17 protein-coding genes are annotated in these 18,269 nt (G+C 70.8%); 9 read left to right on the top strand and 8 right to left on the bottom strand.

Annotation, left to right across the window (positions count from 1 at the left end; all coding sequences use genetic code 11):
• Positions 1-31: 31 nt before the first annotated feature.
• Together AC067M_RS35275 and AC067M_RS35270 are read left to right on the top strand one after the other, a co-directional pair.
• On the top strand, positions 32-577 hold the full coding sequence (locus tag AC067M_RS35275) for a PH domain-containing protein (protein WP_478701114.1): 546 nt from the start codon (positions 32-34) through the stop codon (positions 575-577).
• Positions 574-1,911 carry a PH domain-containing protein gene (locus AC067M_RS35270; protein ID WP_478701113.1) on the top strand — a complete coding sequence of 446 codons (1,338 nt, stop codon included), beginning with the start codon at positions 574-576 and terminating at the stop codon, positions 1,909-1,911. Before AC067M_RS35275 ends, AC067M_RS35270 begins: the two co-directional genes overlap by 4 nt.
• Before the next feature lie 102 nt (positions 1,912-2,013).
• On the opposite strand, the gene AC067M_RS35265 is transcribed toward AC067M_RS35270, so the two are convergent.
• Complete coding sequence (locus AC067M_RS35265) at positions 2,014-3,288, bottom strand: hypothetical protein (protein ID WP_478701112.1); 1,275 nt, start codon at positions 3,286-3,288, stop codon at positions 2,014-2,016.
• A gap of 91 nt (positions 3,289-3,379) precedes the next feature.
• A complete protein-coding gene (locus AC067M_RS35260) occupies positions 3,380-4,507 on the bottom strand; it encodes an alpha/beta hydrolase (RefSeq protein ID WP_478701111.1) in 1,128 nt (375 codons plus the stop codon).
• Positions 4,508-4,727: 220 nt separating this feature from the next.
• On the opposite strand from AC067M_RS35260, the gene AC067M_RS35255 reads away from it, so the two are divergent.
• From AC067M_RS35255 to AC067M_RS35230, 6 genes are all read left to right on the top strand, one after another.
• Entirely contained in the window at positions 4,728-6,539 is a 1,812-nt protein-coding gene (locus AC067M_RS35255) for a phosphatidylglycerol lysyltransferase domain-containing protein (RefSeq protein WP_478701110.1), read from the top strand.
• A 64-nt stretch (positions 6,540-6,603) separates the two neighbouring features.
• The gene (folP, locus tag AC067M_RS35250) at positions 6,604-7,482 is read left to right on the top strand and encodes a dihydropteroate synthase (RefSeq protein WP_478701109.1); all 879 of its coding nucleotides are present in this window, start codon (positions 6,604-6,606) and stop codon (positions 7,480-7,482) included.
• Complete coding sequence (locus AC067M_RS35245) at positions 7,479-7,982, top strand: nuclear transport factor 2 family protein (protein WP_478701108.1); 504 nt, start codon at positions 7,479-7,481, stop codon at positions 7,980-7,982. The genes folP and AC067M_RS35245 overlap by 4 nt, the downstream gene beginning before the upstream one ends.
• A gap of 252 nt (positions 7,983-8,234) precedes the next feature.
• The gene (gene folB / locus AC067M_RS35240; protein ID WP_478701107.1) at positions 8,235-8,594 is read left to right on the top strand and encodes a dihydroneopterin aldolase; all 360 of its coding nucleotides are present in this window, start codon (positions 8,235-8,237) and stop codon (positions 8,592-8,594) included.
• Positions 8,591-9,202: a 2-amino-4-hydroxy-6-hydroxymethyldihydropteridine diphosphokinase gene (gene folK, locus AC067M_RS35235; protein WP_478701106.1), complete on the top strand. Its 612-nt coding sequence runs from the start codon at positions 8,591-8,593 to the stop codon at positions 9,200-9,202. Before folB ends, folK begins: the two co-directional genes overlap by 4 nt.
• Before the next feature lie 55 nt (positions 9,203-9,257).
• A complete protein-coding gene (locus AC067M_RS35230; protein ID WP_478701105.1) occupies positions 9,258-9,743 on the top strand; it encodes a DUF3180 domain-containing protein in 486 nt (161 codons plus the stop codon).
• Between the two features lie 171 nt (positions 9,744-9,914).
• Here the strand turns inward: AC067M_RS35230 and folE are convergent, their stop codons facing one another.
• The 6 genes from folE to dacB all read right to left on the bottom strand — a co-directional run bounded on the left by folE (position 9,915) and on the right by dacB (position 17,634).
• Positions 9,915-10,520, bottom strand: a complete 606-nt coding sequence (gene folE, locus AC067M_RS35225) for a GTP cyclohydrolase I FolE (protein ID WP_478701104.1) — start codon at positions 10,518-10,520, stop codon at positions 9,915-9,917.
• Between the two features lie 120 nt (positions 10,521-10,640).
• Positions 10,641-12,680 (bottom strand): ATP-dependent zinc metalloprotease FtsH, encoded by a 2,040-nt coding sequence (ftsH, locus tag AC067M_RS35220; RefSeq protein WP_478701164.1) that lies wholly within the window; start codon positions 12,678-12,680, stop codon positions 10,641-10,643.
• Positions 12,681-12,857: 177 nt separating this feature from the next.
• Positions 12,858-13,418, bottom strand: a complete 561-nt coding sequence (gene hpt / locus AC067M_RS35215) for a hypoxanthine phosphoribosyltransferase (protein ID WP_478701163.1) — start codon at positions 13,416-13,418, stop codon at positions 12,858-12,860.
• 70 nt (positions 13,419-13,488) lie between these two features.
• Complete coding sequence (gene tilS / locus AC067M_RS35210; RefSeq protein ID WP_478701103.1) at positions 13,489-14,508, bottom strand: tRNA lysidine(34) synthetase TilS; 1,020 nt, start codon at positions 14,506-14,508, stop codon at positions 13,489-13,491.
• Positions 14,509-14,702: 194 nt separating this feature from the next.
• The gene (locus AC067M_RS35205; RefSeq protein ID WP_478701102.1) at positions 14,703-15,836 is read right to left on the bottom strand and encodes a zinc-dependent metalloprotease; all 1,134 of its coding nucleotides are present in this window, start codon (positions 15,834-15,836) and stop codon (positions 14,703-14,705) included.
• A 196-nt stretch (positions 15,837-16,032) separates the two neighbouring features.
• On the bottom strand, positions 16,033-17,634 hold the full coding sequence (dacB, locus tag AC067M_RS35200) for a D-alanyl-D-alanine carboxypeptidase/D-alanyl-D-alanine endopeptidase (protein WP_478701101.1): 1,602 nt from the start codon (positions 17,632-17,634) through the stop codon (positions 16,033-16,035).
• Between the two features lie 79 nt (positions 17,635-17,713).
• Between dacB and AC067M_RS35195 the strand changes: the two genes are divergently transcribed.
• Positions 17,714-18,205, top strand: a complete 492-nt coding sequence (locus tag AC067M_RS35195; RefSeq protein WP_031487466.1) for an inorganic diphosphatase — start codon at positions 17,714-17,716, stop codon at positions 18,203-18,205.
• Positions 18,206-18,269: the final 64 nt, after the last annotated feature.

Here is an 18,269-nt window from a genome sequence, read left to right as displayed (position 1 = left end):
GAACACAGTCTCCCCTACGTACGCTGGCCGTATGGAGACGGGGAGCCCGCGCGACGCGGGGCCGGGGGACGCGGTGCGGGCGGGCGGGGCGGGGACGACCGAGGCGGCCGGGAACGATCCGGCGTGGACCGGTCTGCCACCGCGCCTGCTGCGGATGCGCCGGCTGTTGCTGGTGGTGTGGCTGGGACTCGCGGCCCTCGCCACCGGGCTGCTGCTCGGGCTGCTCGTCGGGCCCGCCTGGGCGGCGTTCGCGCTGCTGCCGCTGGTACTCCTGGTCTGGGGCTGGGCGATGCTCGGCCGCAACTGGCGGTCCTGGCGGTACGCCGAACGCGCCGACGACCTGCTGATCAGCCGGGGGGTGCTGTGGCGCGAGGAGACCGTGGTGCCGTACGGCCGGATGCAGTTGGTCGAGGTCACGTCCGGGCCCGTGGAGCGGCACTTCCGGCTGGCCAGCGTGCAGCTGCACACCGCGGCCGCGGCGACCGACGCGACCATCCCGGGCCTCGACCCGGCCGAGGCGGAACGGCTGCGGGACCGGCTCACGGAGCTGGGCGAGGCCCGATCGGCGGGACTGTGACGGCGCCGGGCGTCGAGGACGACGTACAGCGGGACGGGTCGGTGTCCGAGCGGCGGCTGCACCCCGTGACGCCGCTCAGACGGGCCTGGGCGCCCGTGGCCGTGGTGATCGGCTGGGCCCTGCACGACCCGGACCAGGCGCAGCGTCAGCTGACCCGGCTGACCACGACCACACTGCTGATCGCCCTCGCGGTGATCGTCCCGGCCGCCGCCCTGTACGGCTTTCTGACCTGGTGGTTCACTCACTTCGCGGTGACGGACGCCGAACTGCGCATACGGACCGGCCTGGTGTTTAGGCGCACCGCGCACATCCGGCTCGAACGCATCCAGGCCGTCGACGTCACCCAGCCGCTGCTCGCGCGGGTCGCGGGCGTCGCCAAGCTCAGGCTCGACGTCGTCGGCACCGACAAGAAGGACGAGCTCGCCTTCCTGGGCGAGGGCGAAGCCAGGGCGCTGCGTGCCGAACTGCTCGCGCGGGCGGCCGGTTTCGCGCCCGAGACTGCGCACGAGGTCGGCGAGGCACCGTCCCGTCAGCTGCTGCGCGTACCCGCGCGTGATCTCGCCATTTCGCTCCTGCTGACCGGGGCGACCTGGGGCACGCTGGCCGCCTCGCTCGTCGTACCGCCGGTGCTGTGGTTCGCCACCCACAGCGTGTGGACGGTCCTCGCGACCGGCGTGCCGCTGCTCGGCGCGGCGGGGGCGAGCAGCGTGGGGCGGTTCGTCGCGGAGTACGACTGGACGGTGGGCGAGTCCCCGGACGGCCTGCGGATCGACCACGGGCTCCTGGACCGCACGCACGAGACGGTGCCGCCTGGGCGCGTGCAGACCGTACGGCTCGTGCAGCCGCTGTTGTGGCGGCGGCGCGGGTGGGTGCGGGTGGAGCTGGACGTGGCGGGGTCTTCCAACTCGGTGCTGGTGCCGGTCGCTCCGCGCGAGGTCGCCGAGTCGGTCGTCGCGCGCGTGCTGCCCGGGGTGACCGTGCCGCCGACGGTGTCGCTGGCACGGCCGCCGCGACGGGCGGGCCGGTGCGTGCCGTTGTGGTGGCGCGGCTACGGGATCGCGGTCACCGACGCCGTGTTCGCGGCGCGGAACGGGGTGCTGCGGCGGAGCCTGGCGCTGGTGCCGCACGCGAAGGTGCAGAGCGTACGGCTGGCGCAGGGGCCCTGGCAGCAGCTGTGGCGCCTCGCCGACGTACACGTGGACACGGGCGCCGACAAGACGGTGACGGCGCGTCTGCGGGATGCTCAGGAGGCCGAGGTGTTGCTGCGGGGGCAGGCGGAGCGGTCACGGACGGGGCGCAGGGACGCACTGCCGGACCGGTGGATGGCGCCGTAGCGGGTCATGCGCAAGGGGCGGCATCCTTTCGGAAGCCGCCCCCGCTCACGTCTTTGCCCGGCCCTCTGCTCGGCCCTCAGGAACCGGACCTCTGCTCGGTCCTCAGGAAACCGCGCTGCGCAGCCCCTGGAGGTCGATCTGCTCCGTCTCGTCGTGCGCGGTCAGGTCGATCACCTGGCCGATGCCACGGGACTCCTCGTCCGCCGGCTTGAACTCCGCCTCGGCGTCGGCCTTGTGGAGGGCGAGCGCCTCCTGGCCGACCACGTCGGCGAGGTCCTCGTTCTGCACGGCCTCCAGCGCGTCGGACGCCGTGGACGTCTTCGTACCGAAGAAGTCGAATCCGCCCCCGATCGCCGGACGCCGCACGGGCGCGGCCGGTACGACGGCCACCGCGGTCGGCACGGCGTAGTGCCCGGAGGGCCGCTGCGTGGCCGCGGGCACCGAAGTGGCGGCGGCACCCTCGGCGGTCTCCTCGGCGATCTCCTCGACAGCCGCCTCACCGGCCTCCTCGGCGGCCGGGGCGGGTGCCTCGCTCTTCGCGGCCTCCGTGGATATGGCGGCCGCGCGCGTGTGCCCGTCGACCGCCTCCGACTGCCCCAGCGCCTCGTCCTCCTGCGCGGCCTCCGTCTCGCCCGCGGCCGTGTCCGCGGACGCGCTCTGCGCGGCGGGGGCCTTCGCGAGTTCCTCCTTGGCGGAGTCCTCGTCCTTCGGGGCGGTCGCGCCGTCGAAGCGGCTCAGTGCGGCCGCCGCCCGCAGGAACAGCTTGGTGCCCTCCGGGGAGAAGATCACCGAAGCGGCCGGCTTCCCCGCGGCAGCCTCGGCAGCCTCGGTCTTCTCGTCGACGGTCTCGTCGGGCTTCTCGTCAACCGTCTCGTCCGTCTTCTGCGCACCCGGCGGCAGCGCATGCGCCGTCGTCGGGGCCCCGCTCTCAATCTCGAGCAGGCGGCGGCCCTCCAGGGCGCTCGCGCGCTCGGTCTCCGCCGTGGCGTACCGCCGCAGCAGGGCCGCGTGCTCGTTGCGCAGGCCCGCCAACTCGCCGCGCTTGGCACGCAGCCGCTGTTCGAGCTTGGCGCGCAGTTCGCGCGACTCCTCGAGGTCGGTCTCCAGTTCGGCGACGCGCTCCTCGTACCGCCACTCGTCGCTCGCACGCGCGCGCGTGAGATCGGCGACCTGCTTGCCGGCCTGCGCGTCCCAGTGGCGCATGACGACCGCGCCGATCACGGCCGTCGCGGCGGCTGCCGCGGCCAGACCGCGCAGCACCATCGGCTCCGTGAACACCCAGGGGGCCAGCGCGCAGACGAGGGAGACGCCTGCGATCGCCGAGGGGGGCAACAGCCTGTGCAAGGGCGGGGAATGGCGGTGTCGTCCACGTGGCATGGCCAGAAACTTACCGCGCGTAGGCGAATGATGGTGCCCCGCCCCGTAAAAACGCAGCCATACCGAAACCCGGGAATTTCAAGATCGATTTTCAGTGACCGTCGAGCCGCCCGCTGATCCACTGCAGCGTCGCCGGTATCTCCCGCCGCCAGGTGTTGAAGTTGTGGCCGCCACTGTCGAGGATGATCGACGAGATCCGGGTCAGCCCCTTGGCCTTCACACCGTCTATGAACCGCAGCGTGTCCTTGTAGTTGGATTCTCCGACCTTGCTGCTGGTGACGAGCAGTGAAGTGTCCGGCGCGGGCATGTGCTTGAGGTACCACCACAGGTTGGCGCGGTTGCGCAGTCCCTTGTCGCCCTGGAAGAGGTCGCCCGTCGTCGCGTCGATCGGTGCCTTGTAGTACGGGGACAGACCCGCGCCCGCCGCGAACACCTTGGGGTGGTGCATGGCCATCTTCAGCGCGCAGTAACCGCCCGTGGAATCTCCGATGATGCCCCAGCTGCCGGGTTTTCTGCCCACTCTGTAGTGGGCCGTCACGGCCTCGGGCAGATCCTTCGCGAAGAACGTCTCCGTCTGCGGTCCACCGGGAATGTCCACGCACTCGGTGTCCCGCGGCGGCGCCACCGTCGGCCGCAGCATCACCAGGATCATCGGCTGCATACGGCCGTCCTTCGCGAGCCGCTGGGCCGTGCGCGGGAAGTGCAGCTTTTCCACGAGCGCCTTTGCCGTCCCCGGATAGCCGGTCAGGACGACTGCGGCCGGGAACGTGCGCGTGCGGTACTGCGGCTGGAAGTACTCCGGCGGCAGATACACGAACGCGCGCGTGGCTATGCGCGAGGTCCGGCCGGCGATGTCGACCTCCTGGACCTGCCCTCCGGTGTGCGGCCGCACACCCTTCACTCCCTCGACGCGCCGGGCGTCCAGGACCTGGAGAGGCCCGCCCGGGCGCCCGCCCGTCGCGTGGTCGACCACCACGCCCTGGTCGGTCTCCTGCCCGAACAGATCCGCCCAGCTGGCGTAGAACCCGAAGGCCTGGTTGGCGGCGAGCCCCACCGACGCGAAGAGCGCCAACTGGATGGCGAGCAGGAGACCTACGCGCCCACTGACGGCCCGCCAGTTCCGCCGTGCCAGCCGAGGCCACAACCACACCGTGCCGACGAACAGCAGCACGGCGACCAGAATCGCCAGCACCAGCACTTTCTTGCTCGTGAGACCCATGGGGTGCTGCCCGCACCTTTCCGCCCGGACCAGCACTCCTTCGCAAGGACTTGTTCCGGGCTTTCCTTCGCCTTTGAAGCGACTTTGACGAAGAGAGTGAACCTCTCTCCCCGAGACACCGTCCTAGAGGGCGCAATGTCGCCGGATGCCCGAAACGGGTCCGGATCCAAGGTCTCTCGCTGAACTACGGGATGCGATGTCTGTCACGGAAGATGGGGAAATGTCGAGCGGGGTTCCGAACCGATCAAGTCGGCTGCGACACGTGTTCCGGGGGCCGCGCCCCGAGTCCGTTCCCGTCCTCGTCGGCAGAGCCTGTGCCCTCGTGGGTCTGCTGGACACCGCCGCGGGCGTCTTCCCGCGGTTCCGGCACAGCCGTATGCACACGCTCGCCGAGGTGCTGCCCGGCGCGATGGGCCCCTTCGCGGCCGCCCTCTCGCTGAGCGCCGGTGTCCTGCTCCTGCTGCTCGCGCACGGCCTCAAGCGCGGCAAGCGCCGGGCGTGGCGCGCCGCGGTCGCCCTGCTGCCGGCGGGCGCGGTGGCCCAGTTCACGTACCGGCACTCGCTCGTGGGCGTGATCATCTCGCTGGCACTCCTGGCACCGCTGCTGCGGCACCGTGACCAGTTCACGGCTCTGCCCGATCCGCGCAGCCGATGGCGCGCGCTCGCCAACTTCGTCCTCATGGGCGCCGGTTCCCTCGCACTGGGTCTCGTCATCGTCAGCGTCCACTCCGAGCGCATGCTCGGCGACCCGAGCCTGGCCGATCGCATCACGCACGTCCTGTACGGCCTCTTCGGCTTCGAGGGCCCGGTCGACTACGAGGGCAGCACCTCGTGGACCGTCGCCTTCTCCCTCGGCGCGCTCGGTCTGCTCACCGCGGTCACCACGATCTACCTGGCCTTCCGCCCCGAGCACCCCGCCGCCCGTCTCACCGAGGAGGACGAGACCCGCCTGCGCGCCCTGCTCGACAAGCACGGCGGCCGTGACTCCCTCGGCCACTTCGCGCTGCGCCGCGACAAGGCCGTCGTCTTCTCCCCCAGCGGCAAAGCAGCCGTCACCTACCGCGTCGTCTCCGGCGTGATGCTCGCCAGCGGCGACCCCATCGGCGACGTCGAGGCCTGGCCCGGCGCCATCGAACGCTTCATGGACGAAGCCAAGGCCCACTCCTGGACCCCCGCCGTCATGGGCTGCTCCGAGACCGGCGGCGAGGTCTGGACCCGCGAGACCGGCCTCGACGCCCTCGAACTGGGCGACGAGGCGGTGGTGGACGTCGCGGATTTCTCACTCGCCGGCCGCGCGATGCGCAACGTGCGCCAGATGGTCAAGCGCATCGAGCGCGCCGGTTACGAGACCCGGGTCCGACGTGTCCGTGACCTCGGCGACACCGAACTCGAACGCCTCCGCCAGGCCGCCGAGGACTGGCGCGGCACCGACACCGAACGCGGCTTCTCCATGGCCCTGGGCCGCATCGGCGACGCCGCCGACGGCGACTGCCTGATCGCCACCGCCCACAAGGCCGACGAGACGCCCGGCCCCTACGGCGACCTCAAGGCGATCCTGCACTTCGTGCCCTGGGGCACCGACGGCGCCTCCCTGGACCTCATGCGCCGCGACCGCTTGGCTGACCCCGGCATGAACGAACTCCTCATCGTCGCCGCCCTCCAGGCCGCCCCCAAGTTCGGCATCACCCGCGTGTCCCTCAACTTCGCCATGTTCCGCTCGGCGCTGGCGCGCGGCGAGAAGATCGGCGCGGGACCGGTCCTGCGCGCCTGGCGCGGACTGCTCGTCTTCCTCTCCCGCTGGTTCCAGATCGAGTCGCTGTACAAGTTCAACGCCAAGTTCCAGCCCCGCTGGGAACCCCGCTTCGTCGTCTACCGCAACTCCGGCGACCTGCCCCGCATCGGCTTCGCCGCCATGCAGGCCGAAGGCTTCGTCAACCTCGCCCTCCCCATGCCGCGCTTCCTGCGCCGCCGTAAGGCCGCTCCACGCGCGTGTGCCCACGGCCTGGCGGAAAGAGACGTCCGCGCGGCATGAGGCGCACCCAGCCGGTGCGGGCCGCGACGACGTCGCGGCCCCTTGCTGGGCCTACGCTGAACGTATGAGCAAGCAGAGCGGACGCGGGCGCGTCGCGGGGCTTCCGGAGTGGGACCGCTGCGCGGTCATGGGAGTCGTGAACGTCACCCCCGATTCCTTCTCCGACGGCGGCCGCTGGTTCGACACGACGGCCGCCGTCAAGCACGGCCTCGAACTCCTCGCCGAGGGCGCCGACCTCGTCGACGTCGGTGGCGAGTCCACCCGCCCCGGCGCCACCCGTGTCGACGAGGACGAGGAACTGCGACGCGTCGTGCCCGTGGTCCGCGGTCTGGCCTCCGAGGGCGTCGTCGTCTCCGTCGACACGATGCGCGCCTCCGTCGCCGAACAGGCCCTCGCCGCCGGCGCCGCCCTCGTCAACGACGTCAGCGGCGGCCTCGCCGACGCCGCGATGATCCCGGTCGTCGCACAGACGGGCGCCCCCTTCGTCGTCATGCACTGGCGCGGCTTCCTGCAGGGCGGCAACGTCAAGGGCGTGTACGACGACGTCGTGGCCGAAGTCGTCGACGAACTGCACGCACGCGTGGACGCTCTTCTGGACGGCGGCGTCTCCCCCGACCGGATCGTCGTCGACCCCGGCCTCGGCTTCTCCAAGGAGGCCGAGCACGACCTGGTCCTCCTCGCCCACCTCGACCGGCTGCGCGCCCTGGGCCACCCCCTGCTGGTGGCCGCGTCCCGCAAGCGGTTCCTCGGCCGCGTCCTCGCCGGCCCCGAGGGCGCGCCGCCGCCCGCGCGCGAGCGCGACGCCGCCACGGCCGCCGTCTCCGCGCTCGCCGCACACGCCGGCGCCTGGGCAGTGCGCGTGCACGAGGTCCGCGCGACGGCGGACGCGGTGCGCGTGGCACGCGCGGTGGAAGGAGCGCGCCTGAGGGAAGAAGCCCGGTGAGCGCCCCTCACACCGATGTCGAGCAGGTGGAGGCCGCCAACACCGCCTTCTACGAGGCACTGGAGCGGGGCGACTTCGAAGAGCTGTCCTCCCTCTGGCTCACCCCCGCCGACCTGGGCGTCGACGAGGAGTACCACGACCCGGCGGACGTCGGTGTGGTCTCCTGCGTGCACCCCGGCTGGCCCGTGCTCACCGGCCGTGGCGAGGTCCTCAGGTCGTACGCGCTGATCATGGCGAGCACCGACTACATCCAGTTCTTCCTCACCGACGTGCACGTCTCCGTGACCGGCGACACCGCCCTCGTGACCTGCACCGAGAACATCCTCAGCGGCGGCCCGCCGCCCGAGGGCGGCGAGGAGCTCGGCCCGCTCGTGGGCCAGCTGGTGGTCGCCACGAACGTGTTCCGTCGGACACCGGACGGCTGGAAGATGTGGTCGCACCACGCCTCCCCGGTTCTGGCCGAAAACGACGAGTCCGAGGACGACGACACCCCCGCCTGACGGGGTAGGTGCTCCACGGGGCCGCCCGGGAAGTGGTTGGAATCACGGGGCCTGGGGTAGAAGCGGCTACCAACCCGTGAGCCGCCGGGTTCTCCAGGGAAAACACCCGATGAACCCTCGGCTGCGGGCCGCGGACCCGCGCCCCCCGCGGCCGGGCCCTGCCAGGGTCCGCAGGTAGATTCGTTCGTGGCCGGGGTGCCGCCCGCACACGGTACGGACCGGCCGTCACCGACGATTGCAGGAGTGATTCGCGTGGATCGTGTCGCGCTGCGCGGCCTCAAGGCCCGCGGGCACCACGGTGTGTTCCCCAAGGAGCGCAAGGAGGGCCAGACCTTCATCGTGGACCTCGTCCTCGGCCTGGACACCCGTCCGGCCGCGGCCGACGACGACCTGGCGAAGACCGTGCACTACGGCATCGTGGCGGAGGAGGTCGTGGCCGTCGTGGAGGGCGAGCCCGTCAACCTCATCGAGACGCTCGCCGAGCGCATCGCCCAGGTCTGTCTGAAGCACGAGGGGGTCCAGGAGATCGAGGTCTGCGTCCACAAACCGGACGCGCCCATCACCGTCCCCTTCGACGACGTGACCGTCACCATCACCCGGAGCCGAGCATGACCGCGTCCTTCACCGAAGGTCACAGCGACCCGACCGTACAGCCGGTACCCGCCTCCGTCGTACAGCAGGTGGACGCCGCCGACACGACCCTCCACAACCCGAAACAGGCCGTGATCTCCCTCGGCTCGAACCTCGGCAACCGTCTGGAGACCCTCCAGGGGGCCGTCGACGCCCTCGAGGACACCCCGGGCGTACGCATCAAGTTCGTCTCCCCCGTGTACGAGACGGAGCCGTGGGGCGTCGAGCCCGGCAGCCAGCCGTCGTACTTCAACGCGGTGATCGTCCTGAAGACCACCCTGCCCCCGTCCTCCCTCCTGGAGCGGGCGCACGCCGTCGAGGAGGCCTTCCACCGGGTCCGCGAGGAGCGTTGGGGAGCCCGCACCCTCGACGTGGACATCGTCGCCTACGCCGACGTGGTCTCCGACGACCCGCAGCTCACGCTCCCCCACCCGCGCGCCCACGAACGCGCCTTCGTCCTCGCCCCCTGGCACGACGTGGATCCCGGCGCCCAGCTGCCCGGCCGCGGCCCGGTCGCCGACCTCCTCGACACCGTCACCCGGGACGGTGTGGCGCCGCGCAAGGACCTGGAACTCCGGCTGCCCGAGTAGTCGTTAAGGTCTAGGGCAACCGTCCGGGGGACCCGGCGGAACTTGAAGGGACACCGTGAGAGAGCTGCGCATCCGGGTGCTGGTCGGCGTGTTCGTCGTCGCCGGAATCCTGTCCTGGGCGGGCGCCCGCCTCTGGAACTCGATCGGGACCCTTCCCAGCGTCCCCCTGGCCGCCCCGATCGTCCTCGCCGTGATCGCCGTGGTCCTGCTGGCCACGGCCCTCTCCCTGCGCACCCGCCTCAAGGCCCAACGCGAACGCCGCCCCGAGGCGAAGGGCGTCGACCCCCTCATGGCGGCCCGCGCGGTCGTCTTCGGCCAGGCCAGCGCCCTGGTCGCCGCCCTCGTCGCCGGCATGTACGGCGGCACCGGCGTCTTCCTCCTCGAATCCCTCGACATCCCCGCCCGCCGCGACCAGGCCATCTACGCCGGCTTCTCCGTCGTCGCCGGCATCGGAGTCATAGCAGCCGGCATCTTCCTGGAACGCGTCTGCAGGCTCCCGGAGGACGACGACCACGACCCGGGGGCGGCGTCCGCGGCCTGACGTCCACCAGGGCTGACGGGCAAGGTGTCCGTTGACCAGGAAGCCGACGCGCAGGCCAGTTCTTCCGACCCAGTCATCAGGTGTACCCGGCATCCGATCCGACGCGGCGCCCCCTTGGTCGGCGACAACTCCACCGATCAAGGACGGTATCGGGCACCACTGACATTCGGCTCAGCGAGCCAGTATCAGACTCATCGCCTCCGCGCGGGTCGTGGCATCCCGAAGCTGACCACGCACTACTGAGGTCGTGGTCTTGGCGCCGGGCTTGCGGATCCCCCGCACGGACATGCACATGTGCTCGGCTTCGATGACGACGATCACGCCCCGGGCCTCGAGGATCCGCATGAGCGAGTCAGCGATCTGCGTGGTGAGGCGTTCCTGCACCTGCAGACGACGGGCGAACACCTCAACCAGCCGGGCGAGCTTCGACAGCCCTGTGATCTTGCCGCTGTCCGCCGGAATGTACCCGACATGCGCCACACCATGGAACGGCAGCAAGTGATGCTCGCACAAAGATACGATTTCAATGTCCTTGACCAGGACCATCTCGTCATGCCCGAGATCGAACGTGGTCGTCAGCACATCCTCGGGATCCTGCTTCAGCCCCGCCAGGAGTTCCCGATACGCCCGCGCCACCCGTGCCGGTGTCTCCCTGAGGCCCTCGCGGTCCGGGTCCTCGCCGACCGCGATCAGAAGTTCGCGGATGGCGTTCTCGGCGCGCTTCTCGTCGAACTCGCCGATCGTTCCCTCGCCGTCCAGCGTCACGGGGTCGGTCATTGGTGCCTCGTTCCTGTGCGGTCGCGCGTGTGGGCCACGCGCTTCATCTGCGGCTCCACGGAAATGCCGCGCCCCCCAGGCTAGAACCTGGGGGGCGCGGCATTCATTCCGGGCCGAGCGTCAGCTCTCGGGGCGCTCCTCCGGGGTCGGCTCCGTCACCGGGGCCGACTCCGTGGCCGTGGACTTGGCCGTGCTGATGGCCGGGCTCGCACCGTTGGCCCCGTTCGTCAGCGCGAGCTCCTTCGGGGAGAGCACCGGCGGGCGGGTGGACGGCGTGCGGCGCGAGGAGCCGGTCCAGGCGGGCCGGGCCGGGCGCTTGACGATCTGGGAGAAGATCTCGGCGATCTCCTCCTTGCCGAGCGTCTCCTTCTCGAGCAGCGCCAGGACGAGGTTGTCGAGGACGTCGCGGTTCTCGACCAGGATCTCCCAGGCCTCGTTGTGCGCGTTCTCGATGAGCTTCTTGACCTCTTCGTCGACCAGCGCGGCGACCTCTTCCGAGTAGTCGCGCTGGTGAGCCATCTCACGTCCGAGGAAGGGCTCGGTGTTGTCACCGCCGAACTTGATCGCACCCAGACGCTCGGTCATGCCGTACTGCGTGACCATCGCGCGGGCCGTGGCCGTGGCCTTCTCGATGTCGTTCGCCGCGCCCGTGGTGGGGTCGTGGAAAACGAGTTCCTCCGCCGCTCGGCCGCCCAGCATGTAGGCCAGCTGGTCCAGCATCTCGTTGCGGGTGGTGGAGTACTTGTCCTCGTCGGGGAGGACCATCGTGTAGCCGAGGGCGCGGCCTCTCGACAGGATCGTGATCTTGTGGACCGGGTCGGAGTTGGGAGAGGCCGCCGCGACCAGGGCGTGACCGCCCTCGTGGTACGCGGTGATCTTCTTTTCCTTGTCCGACATGATCCGGGTCCGCTTCTGCGGACCGGCGACCACGCGGTCGATCGCCTCATCGAGCATGTGGTTGTCGATGAGCTTCTTGTCGCTGCGGGCCGTGAGCAGCGCGGCCTCGTTGAGGACGTTGCTCAGGTCGGCACCGGTGAAGCCCGGAGTACGTCGGGCGACCGCCGTGAGGTCGACGTCGGGCGCGACCGGCTTGCCCTTCTGGTGGACCTTGAGGATCTCCAGACGGCCCTGCAGGTCCGGCGGGTCGACCGCGATCTGGCGGTCGAAGCGGCCGGGGCGCAGCAGCGCCGGGTCGAGGATGTCCGGGCGGTTCGTCGCGGCGATGAGAATCACACCGCCCTTGACGTCGAAGCCGTCCATCTCGACGAGCAGCTGGTTCAGCGTCTGCTCCCGCTCGTCGTGACCGCCACCGAGGCCGGCGCCGCGATGGCGGCCGACCGCGTCGATCTCGTCGACGAAGACGATCGCCGGGGCGTTCGCCTTGGCCTGCTCGAACAGGTCACGGACCCGGGAGGCACCGACACCGACGAACATCTCGACGAAGTCGGAACCGGAGATCGAGTAGAAGGGCACTCCGGCCTCGCCGGCGACGGCACGCGCGAGCAGCGTCTTGCCGGTACCGGGGCGGCCGTACAGGAGTACGCCCTTGGGGATCTTGGCGCCGACGGCCTGGAACTTCGCCGGCTCCTGGAGGAACTCCTTGATCTCCTGGAGCTCCTCGACGGCCTCGTCACAGCCCGCGACGTCCGAGAACGTCGTCTTCGGGGTGTCCTTGGTGATGAGCTTCGCCTTGGACTTGCCGAAGTTCATGACCCGGGAGCCGCCGCCCTGCATCTGATTCATCAGGAACAGGAACACGACGACGATGAGAACGAAGGGGAGCAGGGAGAGCAGGATCCCCACGAACGGGTTCTGCTTGGACGGCGAAACGGTGTAGCCGTCCGGGATCTGCTTGTCCTGGTACTTGGTCTGCAGCGTGTTGGCGATGGTCACGCCCTGGTCGCCGATGTAGCTCGCCTGGACCTTCGAGCTGCCCTTGACCTTTTCGCCGTCCTTGAGCTGGATCTTGATGATCTGCTCGTCGCCTGTGGTCAGCTTGGCCGACTCGACCTTGTTGTCATTGATCGCCTGGACGACCTGGCCAGTGTCCACCGTCTTGTAGCCGCCGGACGAGCCGACGACCTGCATCAACACGACCACGGCAAGGACGGCCAGCACGATCCACATGACCGGCCCACGGAAGTATCGCTTCACGTCCATCCATACGGAGCGGTGCCGCCCCGTCCCTCCTGCCATAGTGAGTTTGATAAGACAGTTCTTCTGACGGTACCCCAGCATTGCCGCCCGAAGCCGCACAGGACTGCTGGCGTTCCCGTCTCTGCATGCTCCAACGGCGCGAAACCCGCTGGGGTTCCCGATCGTCTTACGGAGTTGGCCTCAGCCGCCGTAGACGTGGGGCGCGAGCGTACCCACGAACGGGAGATTGCGGTACTTCTCCGCGTAGTCCAGACCGTAGCCGACGACGAACTCGTTCGGGATGTCGAAGCCGACCCATTCGACGTCGATGGCGACCTTGGCGGCGTCGGGCTTGCGCAGCAGCGTGCACACCTTGAGGGAGGCGGGCTCGCGGGAGCCGAGGTTGGAGAGCAGCCACGACAGGGTGAGGCCCGAGTCGATGATGTCCTCGACGATGAGGACGTGCTTGCCCTTGATGTCGGTGTCGAGGTCCTTGAGGATCCGCACGACGCCGGAGGACTGGGTGCCCGCGCCGTAGGAGGACACGGCCATCCAGTCCATGGTGAGCCGGGTGGACAGCGCCCGGGCGAGGTCCGCCATGACCATCACCGCGCCCTTGAGGACGCCGACGATCAGCAGGTCCTTGCCCGCGTACTCCGCGTCGATCTTCGCGGCCAGCTCCGCCAGCTTCGCGTCGATCTCTTCCTTGGTGATGAGCACCTGCTTGAGGTCGGCACCCATGTCTTTCGCGTCCACCCGCATCACTTTCGGTCGTCCCACCGGCCGCCCGGGCTCCGCGGTCCGCGTCTGCGGGCCGGTGGGAGGTCCGGTTTCAGCCTTGCCGGATCACCAGTCTGCCACCCTGCCGCCGTGCGACGACTTTGCCGGGGAGATTGATGGCTCCCTGACCGCGCCAGCCGGTGATCAGCCGGTCGACTTCCTCGATGTGCCGGGCGAACAGCGATCCGGCCGGCGCGCCTGCCTCGATGGCGGCGCTGCGCAGGATGCGGCGGCGCACGGCGGGCGGCAGGGCGTACAGCTTGGCGCACTCCAGGAGGCCGGCTGTGTCCCGTACGGAGGCCTCGGCCTGGCGGGCCCAGGAGTCGAGGGCGTCGGCGTCGTCGCGGGAGAGCTGGGCCGTACGGGCGAGGGCCTCGACGACGCCCTTGCCGAGCGCCTTCTCCAGGGCGGGCAGTCCCTCGTGGCGCAGCCGGGACCGGGTGTAGGCCGGGTCGGCGTTGTGGGGGTCGTCCCAGACGGGCAGGGACTGGACCATGCAGGCCTTGCGGGCGGTCTGCCGGTCGAGCTGGAGGAAGGGACGCCGGTAGCGGCCGCCGGCCCCCGAGACCGCGGCCATGCCGGACAAGGAGCGGATGCCGGAGCCGCGGGCGAGTCCGAGCAGGACGGTCTCGGCCTGGTCGTCGCGGGTGTGGCCGAGCAGGATCGCGGCGGCGCCGTGGCGTTCGGCGGCGGCGTCGAGGGCGGCGTAGCGGGCGTCCCGGGCGGCGGCCTCGGGGCCGCCTTCGCGGCCGACGGTCACGGCGGCGGACTCGACCGGGTCGAGGCCGAGTTCACGCAGGCGCAGGACGACTTCCTCGGCGCGCAGGTCGGAGCCGGCCTGGAGGCCGTGGTCGATGGTGACGCCGCCCGCGCGGATGCCGAGTCGGGGGGCCTCGAAGGCGAGGGCGGAGGCGAGCGCCATGGAGTCGGCACCGCCGGAGCAGGCCACGAGCACGAGCGGCGACGGGGGGCGCTCGTGGGGGGTCGCTTCGTGGGTGTGCTCGGTGAGGAGGTCGTGGAGGACGCGGCGGACCGCCAGGCGTATCGCCGCGACCGCAGGATGGGGACCCATGTCCGGTTCCCTTCATGAAGTTTTCGGGGGGTGAGCCCGAGGTTCGGTCACTCAGAGTGTGTAGATGGTGACAGAAACGGGCGGTTCCCCGAGCATTGCACGCCTACGCGGGGCTCACGGTCCCTCGGACGGGTGATTGCAGGGGCGTTCGCCTGCCGTCGGCCGAAAGAGGTTCACGACCTCTCCACCCCTTTTCACGACTCGGCCCGGCGGTGCACCCGTGCGACCCAGTCCGCAGGTTTGGCGATCTCCGCCTTGGTCGGGAGCGTGTTCGGAGAAGTCCACACACGGTTGAAGCCGTCCATGCCGACCTGGTCCACGACGGACCGCACGAAGCGTTCGCCGTCGCGGTACTGCCGGAGTTTGGCGTCCAGGCCCAGCAGCTTGCGCAGGGCGAGGTCCAGGCGGGAGGCGCCCTTCGCGCGGCGCTGCTGGAACTTCTCGCGGATCTCCGCGACGGTCGGTACGACCTGGGGGCCGACCCCGTCCATCACGAAGTCGGCGTGGCCCTCCAGCAGGGACATCACGGCGGTGAGGCGGCCGAGGATCTCGCGCTGAGCGGGCGTCTGCACCAGTTCCACGAACGAGTGACCGCCGTCGTCCTCCTCGGCCTCGGGGCGGCCCCCGGCGAGGGACTGGGCGGCCTCCCGGATGCGCTCCAGGACGGTCATGGGGTCGACATCCGTCTCCCCCAGGAACGACTGGATCTCACCCTCCAGGTGGTCACGCAGCCAGGGCACCGCGGTGAACTGCGTGCGGTGCGTCTCCTCGTGCAGGCACACCCACAGGCGGAAGTCGTGCGGGTCCACGTCGAGTTCGCGCTCCACGTGGACGACGTTCGGCGCGACGAGCAGCAGTCGGCCGCCGCCGCCCTCGCCTGCCGGGAGCTCGCGCGTGGGTGGGGCGAAGGTCTCGTACTGGCCGAGGACGCGGGAGGAGAGGAAGGACAGCAGCATGCCGAGTTCGACGCCGGTGACCTTGCCACCGACAGCGCCGAGGACCGCGCCGCCCGGGCTGTTGCCGCGCCGCTCCTGCATCTTCTCCAGCAGGGGGCGGAGGATCTCCCGGAACCCGGCGACGTTCGCCTTGACCCAGCCGGGGCGGTCGACGACGAGGACGGGGGTGTCGTGGGTCTCCTCGGTGCCCATTCGAGTGAATCCGCGGACGTGTTGCTCGGAGGCCTTGGCGTGGCGGCGCAGTTCCGCGACGACGGCGCGGGCCTCGTCGCGGCTCACCTCGGGGCCCGGCCTCACGAGCCGGGTCGCGGTCGCCACCGCGAGATTCCAGTCGACCATCCCGGAAGATGCGGCACCACCGATGCTCGTCATGCGTCAACCGTACGTGAGCGCTGCCGCTGGGGGCAGGGCGCGGAGGTGGGCGGGGGCTCGGAGGTGGGCGAGGGTGAGCCTTCGTCGGGTCGGCGCCCGGCGTTGTTGGCCGTGCCCACCCTCCCCCACTCTCGGCCTCGCTCGAGCGGGGGGACCCCCATCGCCCTGCGGAACGACTGCCCACGGCAGAAACGGACTACCGGCAGCCGCACCCCGCCAACGCCGTTGCCGCGCTGTCCAAGGACGACTGGGCCGCCGTCGCGCTGGTCGTGTTCGAGGCCAGGAAGGCGAAGGCCAGGAGGCGCCCGTCCTGGGTGACGACTGTTCCCGCGAGGGCGTTGACGCCGGTGAGGGTGCCGGTCTTGGCGCGTACGACGCCTGCCGCGCCTTCCGTGTAGCGGGTGGACAGGGTGCCGGTGAAGCCGGCGACGGGGAGGCCGGTGAGGGCGGTGCGGAGGTCGGGGTGGTGGGGGTCGGCGGCCTTCGCGAGGAGTGAGGTCAGGAGGTTCGCGGTGAGCCGGTCGGCGCGGTCGAGGCCGCTGCCGTCCTTGAAAGCGGTGCCGGACAGCGGCAGGCCGAGTTTCCTGAGCCGGGCACTGATGGCCTTGCCGGCGCCGGCGAAGTCGGCGCGTTCTCCGGTGGCGACGGCGGTCTGGCGGGCGAGGGCCTCGGCGATGTCGTTGTCGCTGTTGGTCAGCATGCGTTCGACGATGGTGGAGAGCGGGGGTGAGGAGACCGTAGCCAGGGTTTTCGCCCGGTTGGTCGCCTTCGAGGGGCCCGGGGACGTGGTCTTGATGCCGTGGTCCTGGAGGAACCCGGCGAAGGTGCGCGTGGCCTCCGCGGCCGGGTCGGTCGCGCGGGGCGCCGGTCCGCTGGTCGAGTCGTTCGTGCGGGCCTCGTCGGCCATCAGGGCGGTGACGGAGGCGAGGTTGCGGTCGAGCCCGATGGGGTGGACTTCGGAACCGGCGTACAGGGTGGTGTCGTAGGAAAGAGTGACCTGCTGGACGCCGCGCTTGTTCAGGGCCGCTGCCGTCCGGTCCGCCAGGGTGCGCAGGCTCGCCCAGCCCTCGGCGTCCTCGCGGGCCGTCAGCGTGGGGTCGCCGCCGCCGACCAGGACGAGTTCCCCGGTGTCGGGTTCCAGGGCCGTGCGGGTGGTGAGGCGGTGGTCGGCGCCCATCGCGGAGAGGGCCGCGACGGCCGTGGCGATCTTCGTCGTCGAGGCGGGGGTGAGGGCGTCGTCGGCGCCGGCCCCGTACAGGCGCCTGCCGGTGGCCACGTCGACGACGGCGGCCGTGTGGCGGGTGCCGAGGGAGCCGGTGTCGAGGACGGGGCCCAGGACGGCGCTGAGGGGCTTTTCGTTCGGTGCCGACTTCGCGACGCTCGTGGAGCCGCCGAGGGCCGCGAGGACGGACCCCGCGCTGGGGGCGGGCTGCGGGGCTCCGGCGGCCTCGGAGCCACCGGAGGTGCGACCGTGATCTGCGCCACCCGTGTGTCCCAGGGCGGCGGCCCGGTCCCGCTCGGCCGTACGCTGACCCGAGGCGTCCCAGGGACCGGCCGCGGTCACCACTCCGGCGGCCAGCGCCAGTCCGGCCGTGGCGGCACCCGCGGAGTACTGCCAGGTCCTGACGGTCTTCGGCCACGTGATCCGCGCGAGCTGCGGTTTCGCGGCCCCCGTGAGCCGCGCGACCCGCGGCCCGGCGGCCGCGGCGGCTCGCGCGAGACGCGGTCGTACGGCGGTCGCGACCCGCACCACGTGCGGTCTCGCGGCCCGCCAAGGCCTCAGCTCTGGCACTACCACCAGCCCCTTTCGCGATCACACACCTGCGTGAGGGACACTTAACCACCAGAACTATGTGCTGATCATGGAGGAGCCACCGGTGGAGTTCGACGTCACGATCGAGATCCCGAAGGGTTCGCGGAACAAGTACGAGGTGGACCACGAGACCGGTCGGATCCGCCTGGACCGTCGCCTCTTCACCTCGACCGCCTACCCGACCGACTACGGCTTCGTCGAGAACACCCTCGGCGAGGACGGCGACCCGCTCGACGCGCTGGTCATCCTGGACGAGCCGACCTTTCCCGGCTGCCTCATCAAATGCCGCGCGATCGGCATGTTCCGGATGACCGACGAGGCCGGCGGCGACGACAAGCTGCTGTGCGTCCCGGCGACGGACCCGCGTGTGGAGCACCTGCGTGACATCCACCACGTGTCCGAGTTCGACCGCCTGGAGATCCAGCACTTCTTCGAGGTCTACAAGGACCTGGAGCCCGGCAAGTCGGTCGAGGGCGCCGACTGGGTGGGTCGTACCGAGGCCGAGGCCGAGATCGAGCGGTCCTACAAGCGGTTCAAGGACCAGGGCGGTCACTGAGCACCCTCGGCTCGTCGCAGTGAAACAGGCCGCACGCACACGCGTGCGGCCTGTTCGCGTGTCA

The organism is Streptomyces sp. NPDC043427 (assembly GCF_056436655.1).
Note: the sequence above shows the minus strand (reverse complement) of the source record. Positions and strands in the feature narration are given on the sequence as shown.

Coding starts and splice junctions, on each gene's coding strand:
- AC067M_RS35275 (WP_478701114.1), top strand. CDS start 32: ATGGAGACGGGGAGCCCGCGCGACGCGGGGCCGGGGGACGCGGTGCGG.
- AC067M_RS35265 (WP_478701112.1), bottom strand. CDS start 3,288: ATGCCACGTGGACGACACCGCCATTCCCCGCCCTTGCACAGGCTGTTG.
- AC067M_RS35260 (WP_478701111.1), bottom strand. CDS start 4,507: ATGGGTCTCACGAGCAAGAAAGTGCTGGTGCTGGCGATTCTGGTCGCC.
- AC067M_RS35255 (WP_478701110.1), top strand. CDS start 4,728: ATGTCGAGCGGGGTTCCGAACCGATCAAGTCGGCTGCGACACGTGTTC.
- folP (WP_478701109.1), top strand. CDS start 6,604: ATGAGCAAGCAGAGCGGACGCGGGCGCGTCGCGGGGCTTCCGGAGTGG.
- folK (WP_478701106.1), top strand. CDS start 8,591: ATGACCGCGTCCTTCACCGAAGGTCACAGCGACCCGACCGTACAGCCG.
- folE (WP_478701104.1), bottom strand. CDS start 10,520: ATGACCGACCCCGTGACGCTGGACGGCGAGGGAACGATCGGCGAGTTC.
- ftsH (WP_478701164.1), bottom strand. CDS start 12,680: ATGGACGTGAAGCGATACTTCCGTGGGCCGGTCATGTGGATCGTGCTG.
- hpt (WP_478701163.1), bottom strand. CDS start 13,418: ATGCGGGTGGACGCGAAAGACATGGGTGCCGACCTCAAGCAGGTGCTC.
- tilS (WP_478701103.1), bottom strand. CDS start 14,508: ATGGGTCCCCATCCTGCGGTCGCGGCGATACGCCTGGCGGTCCGCCGC.
- AC067M_RS35205 (WP_478701102.1), bottom strand. CDS start 15,836: ATGACGAGCATCGGTGGTGCCGCATCTTCCGGGATGGTCGACTGGAAT.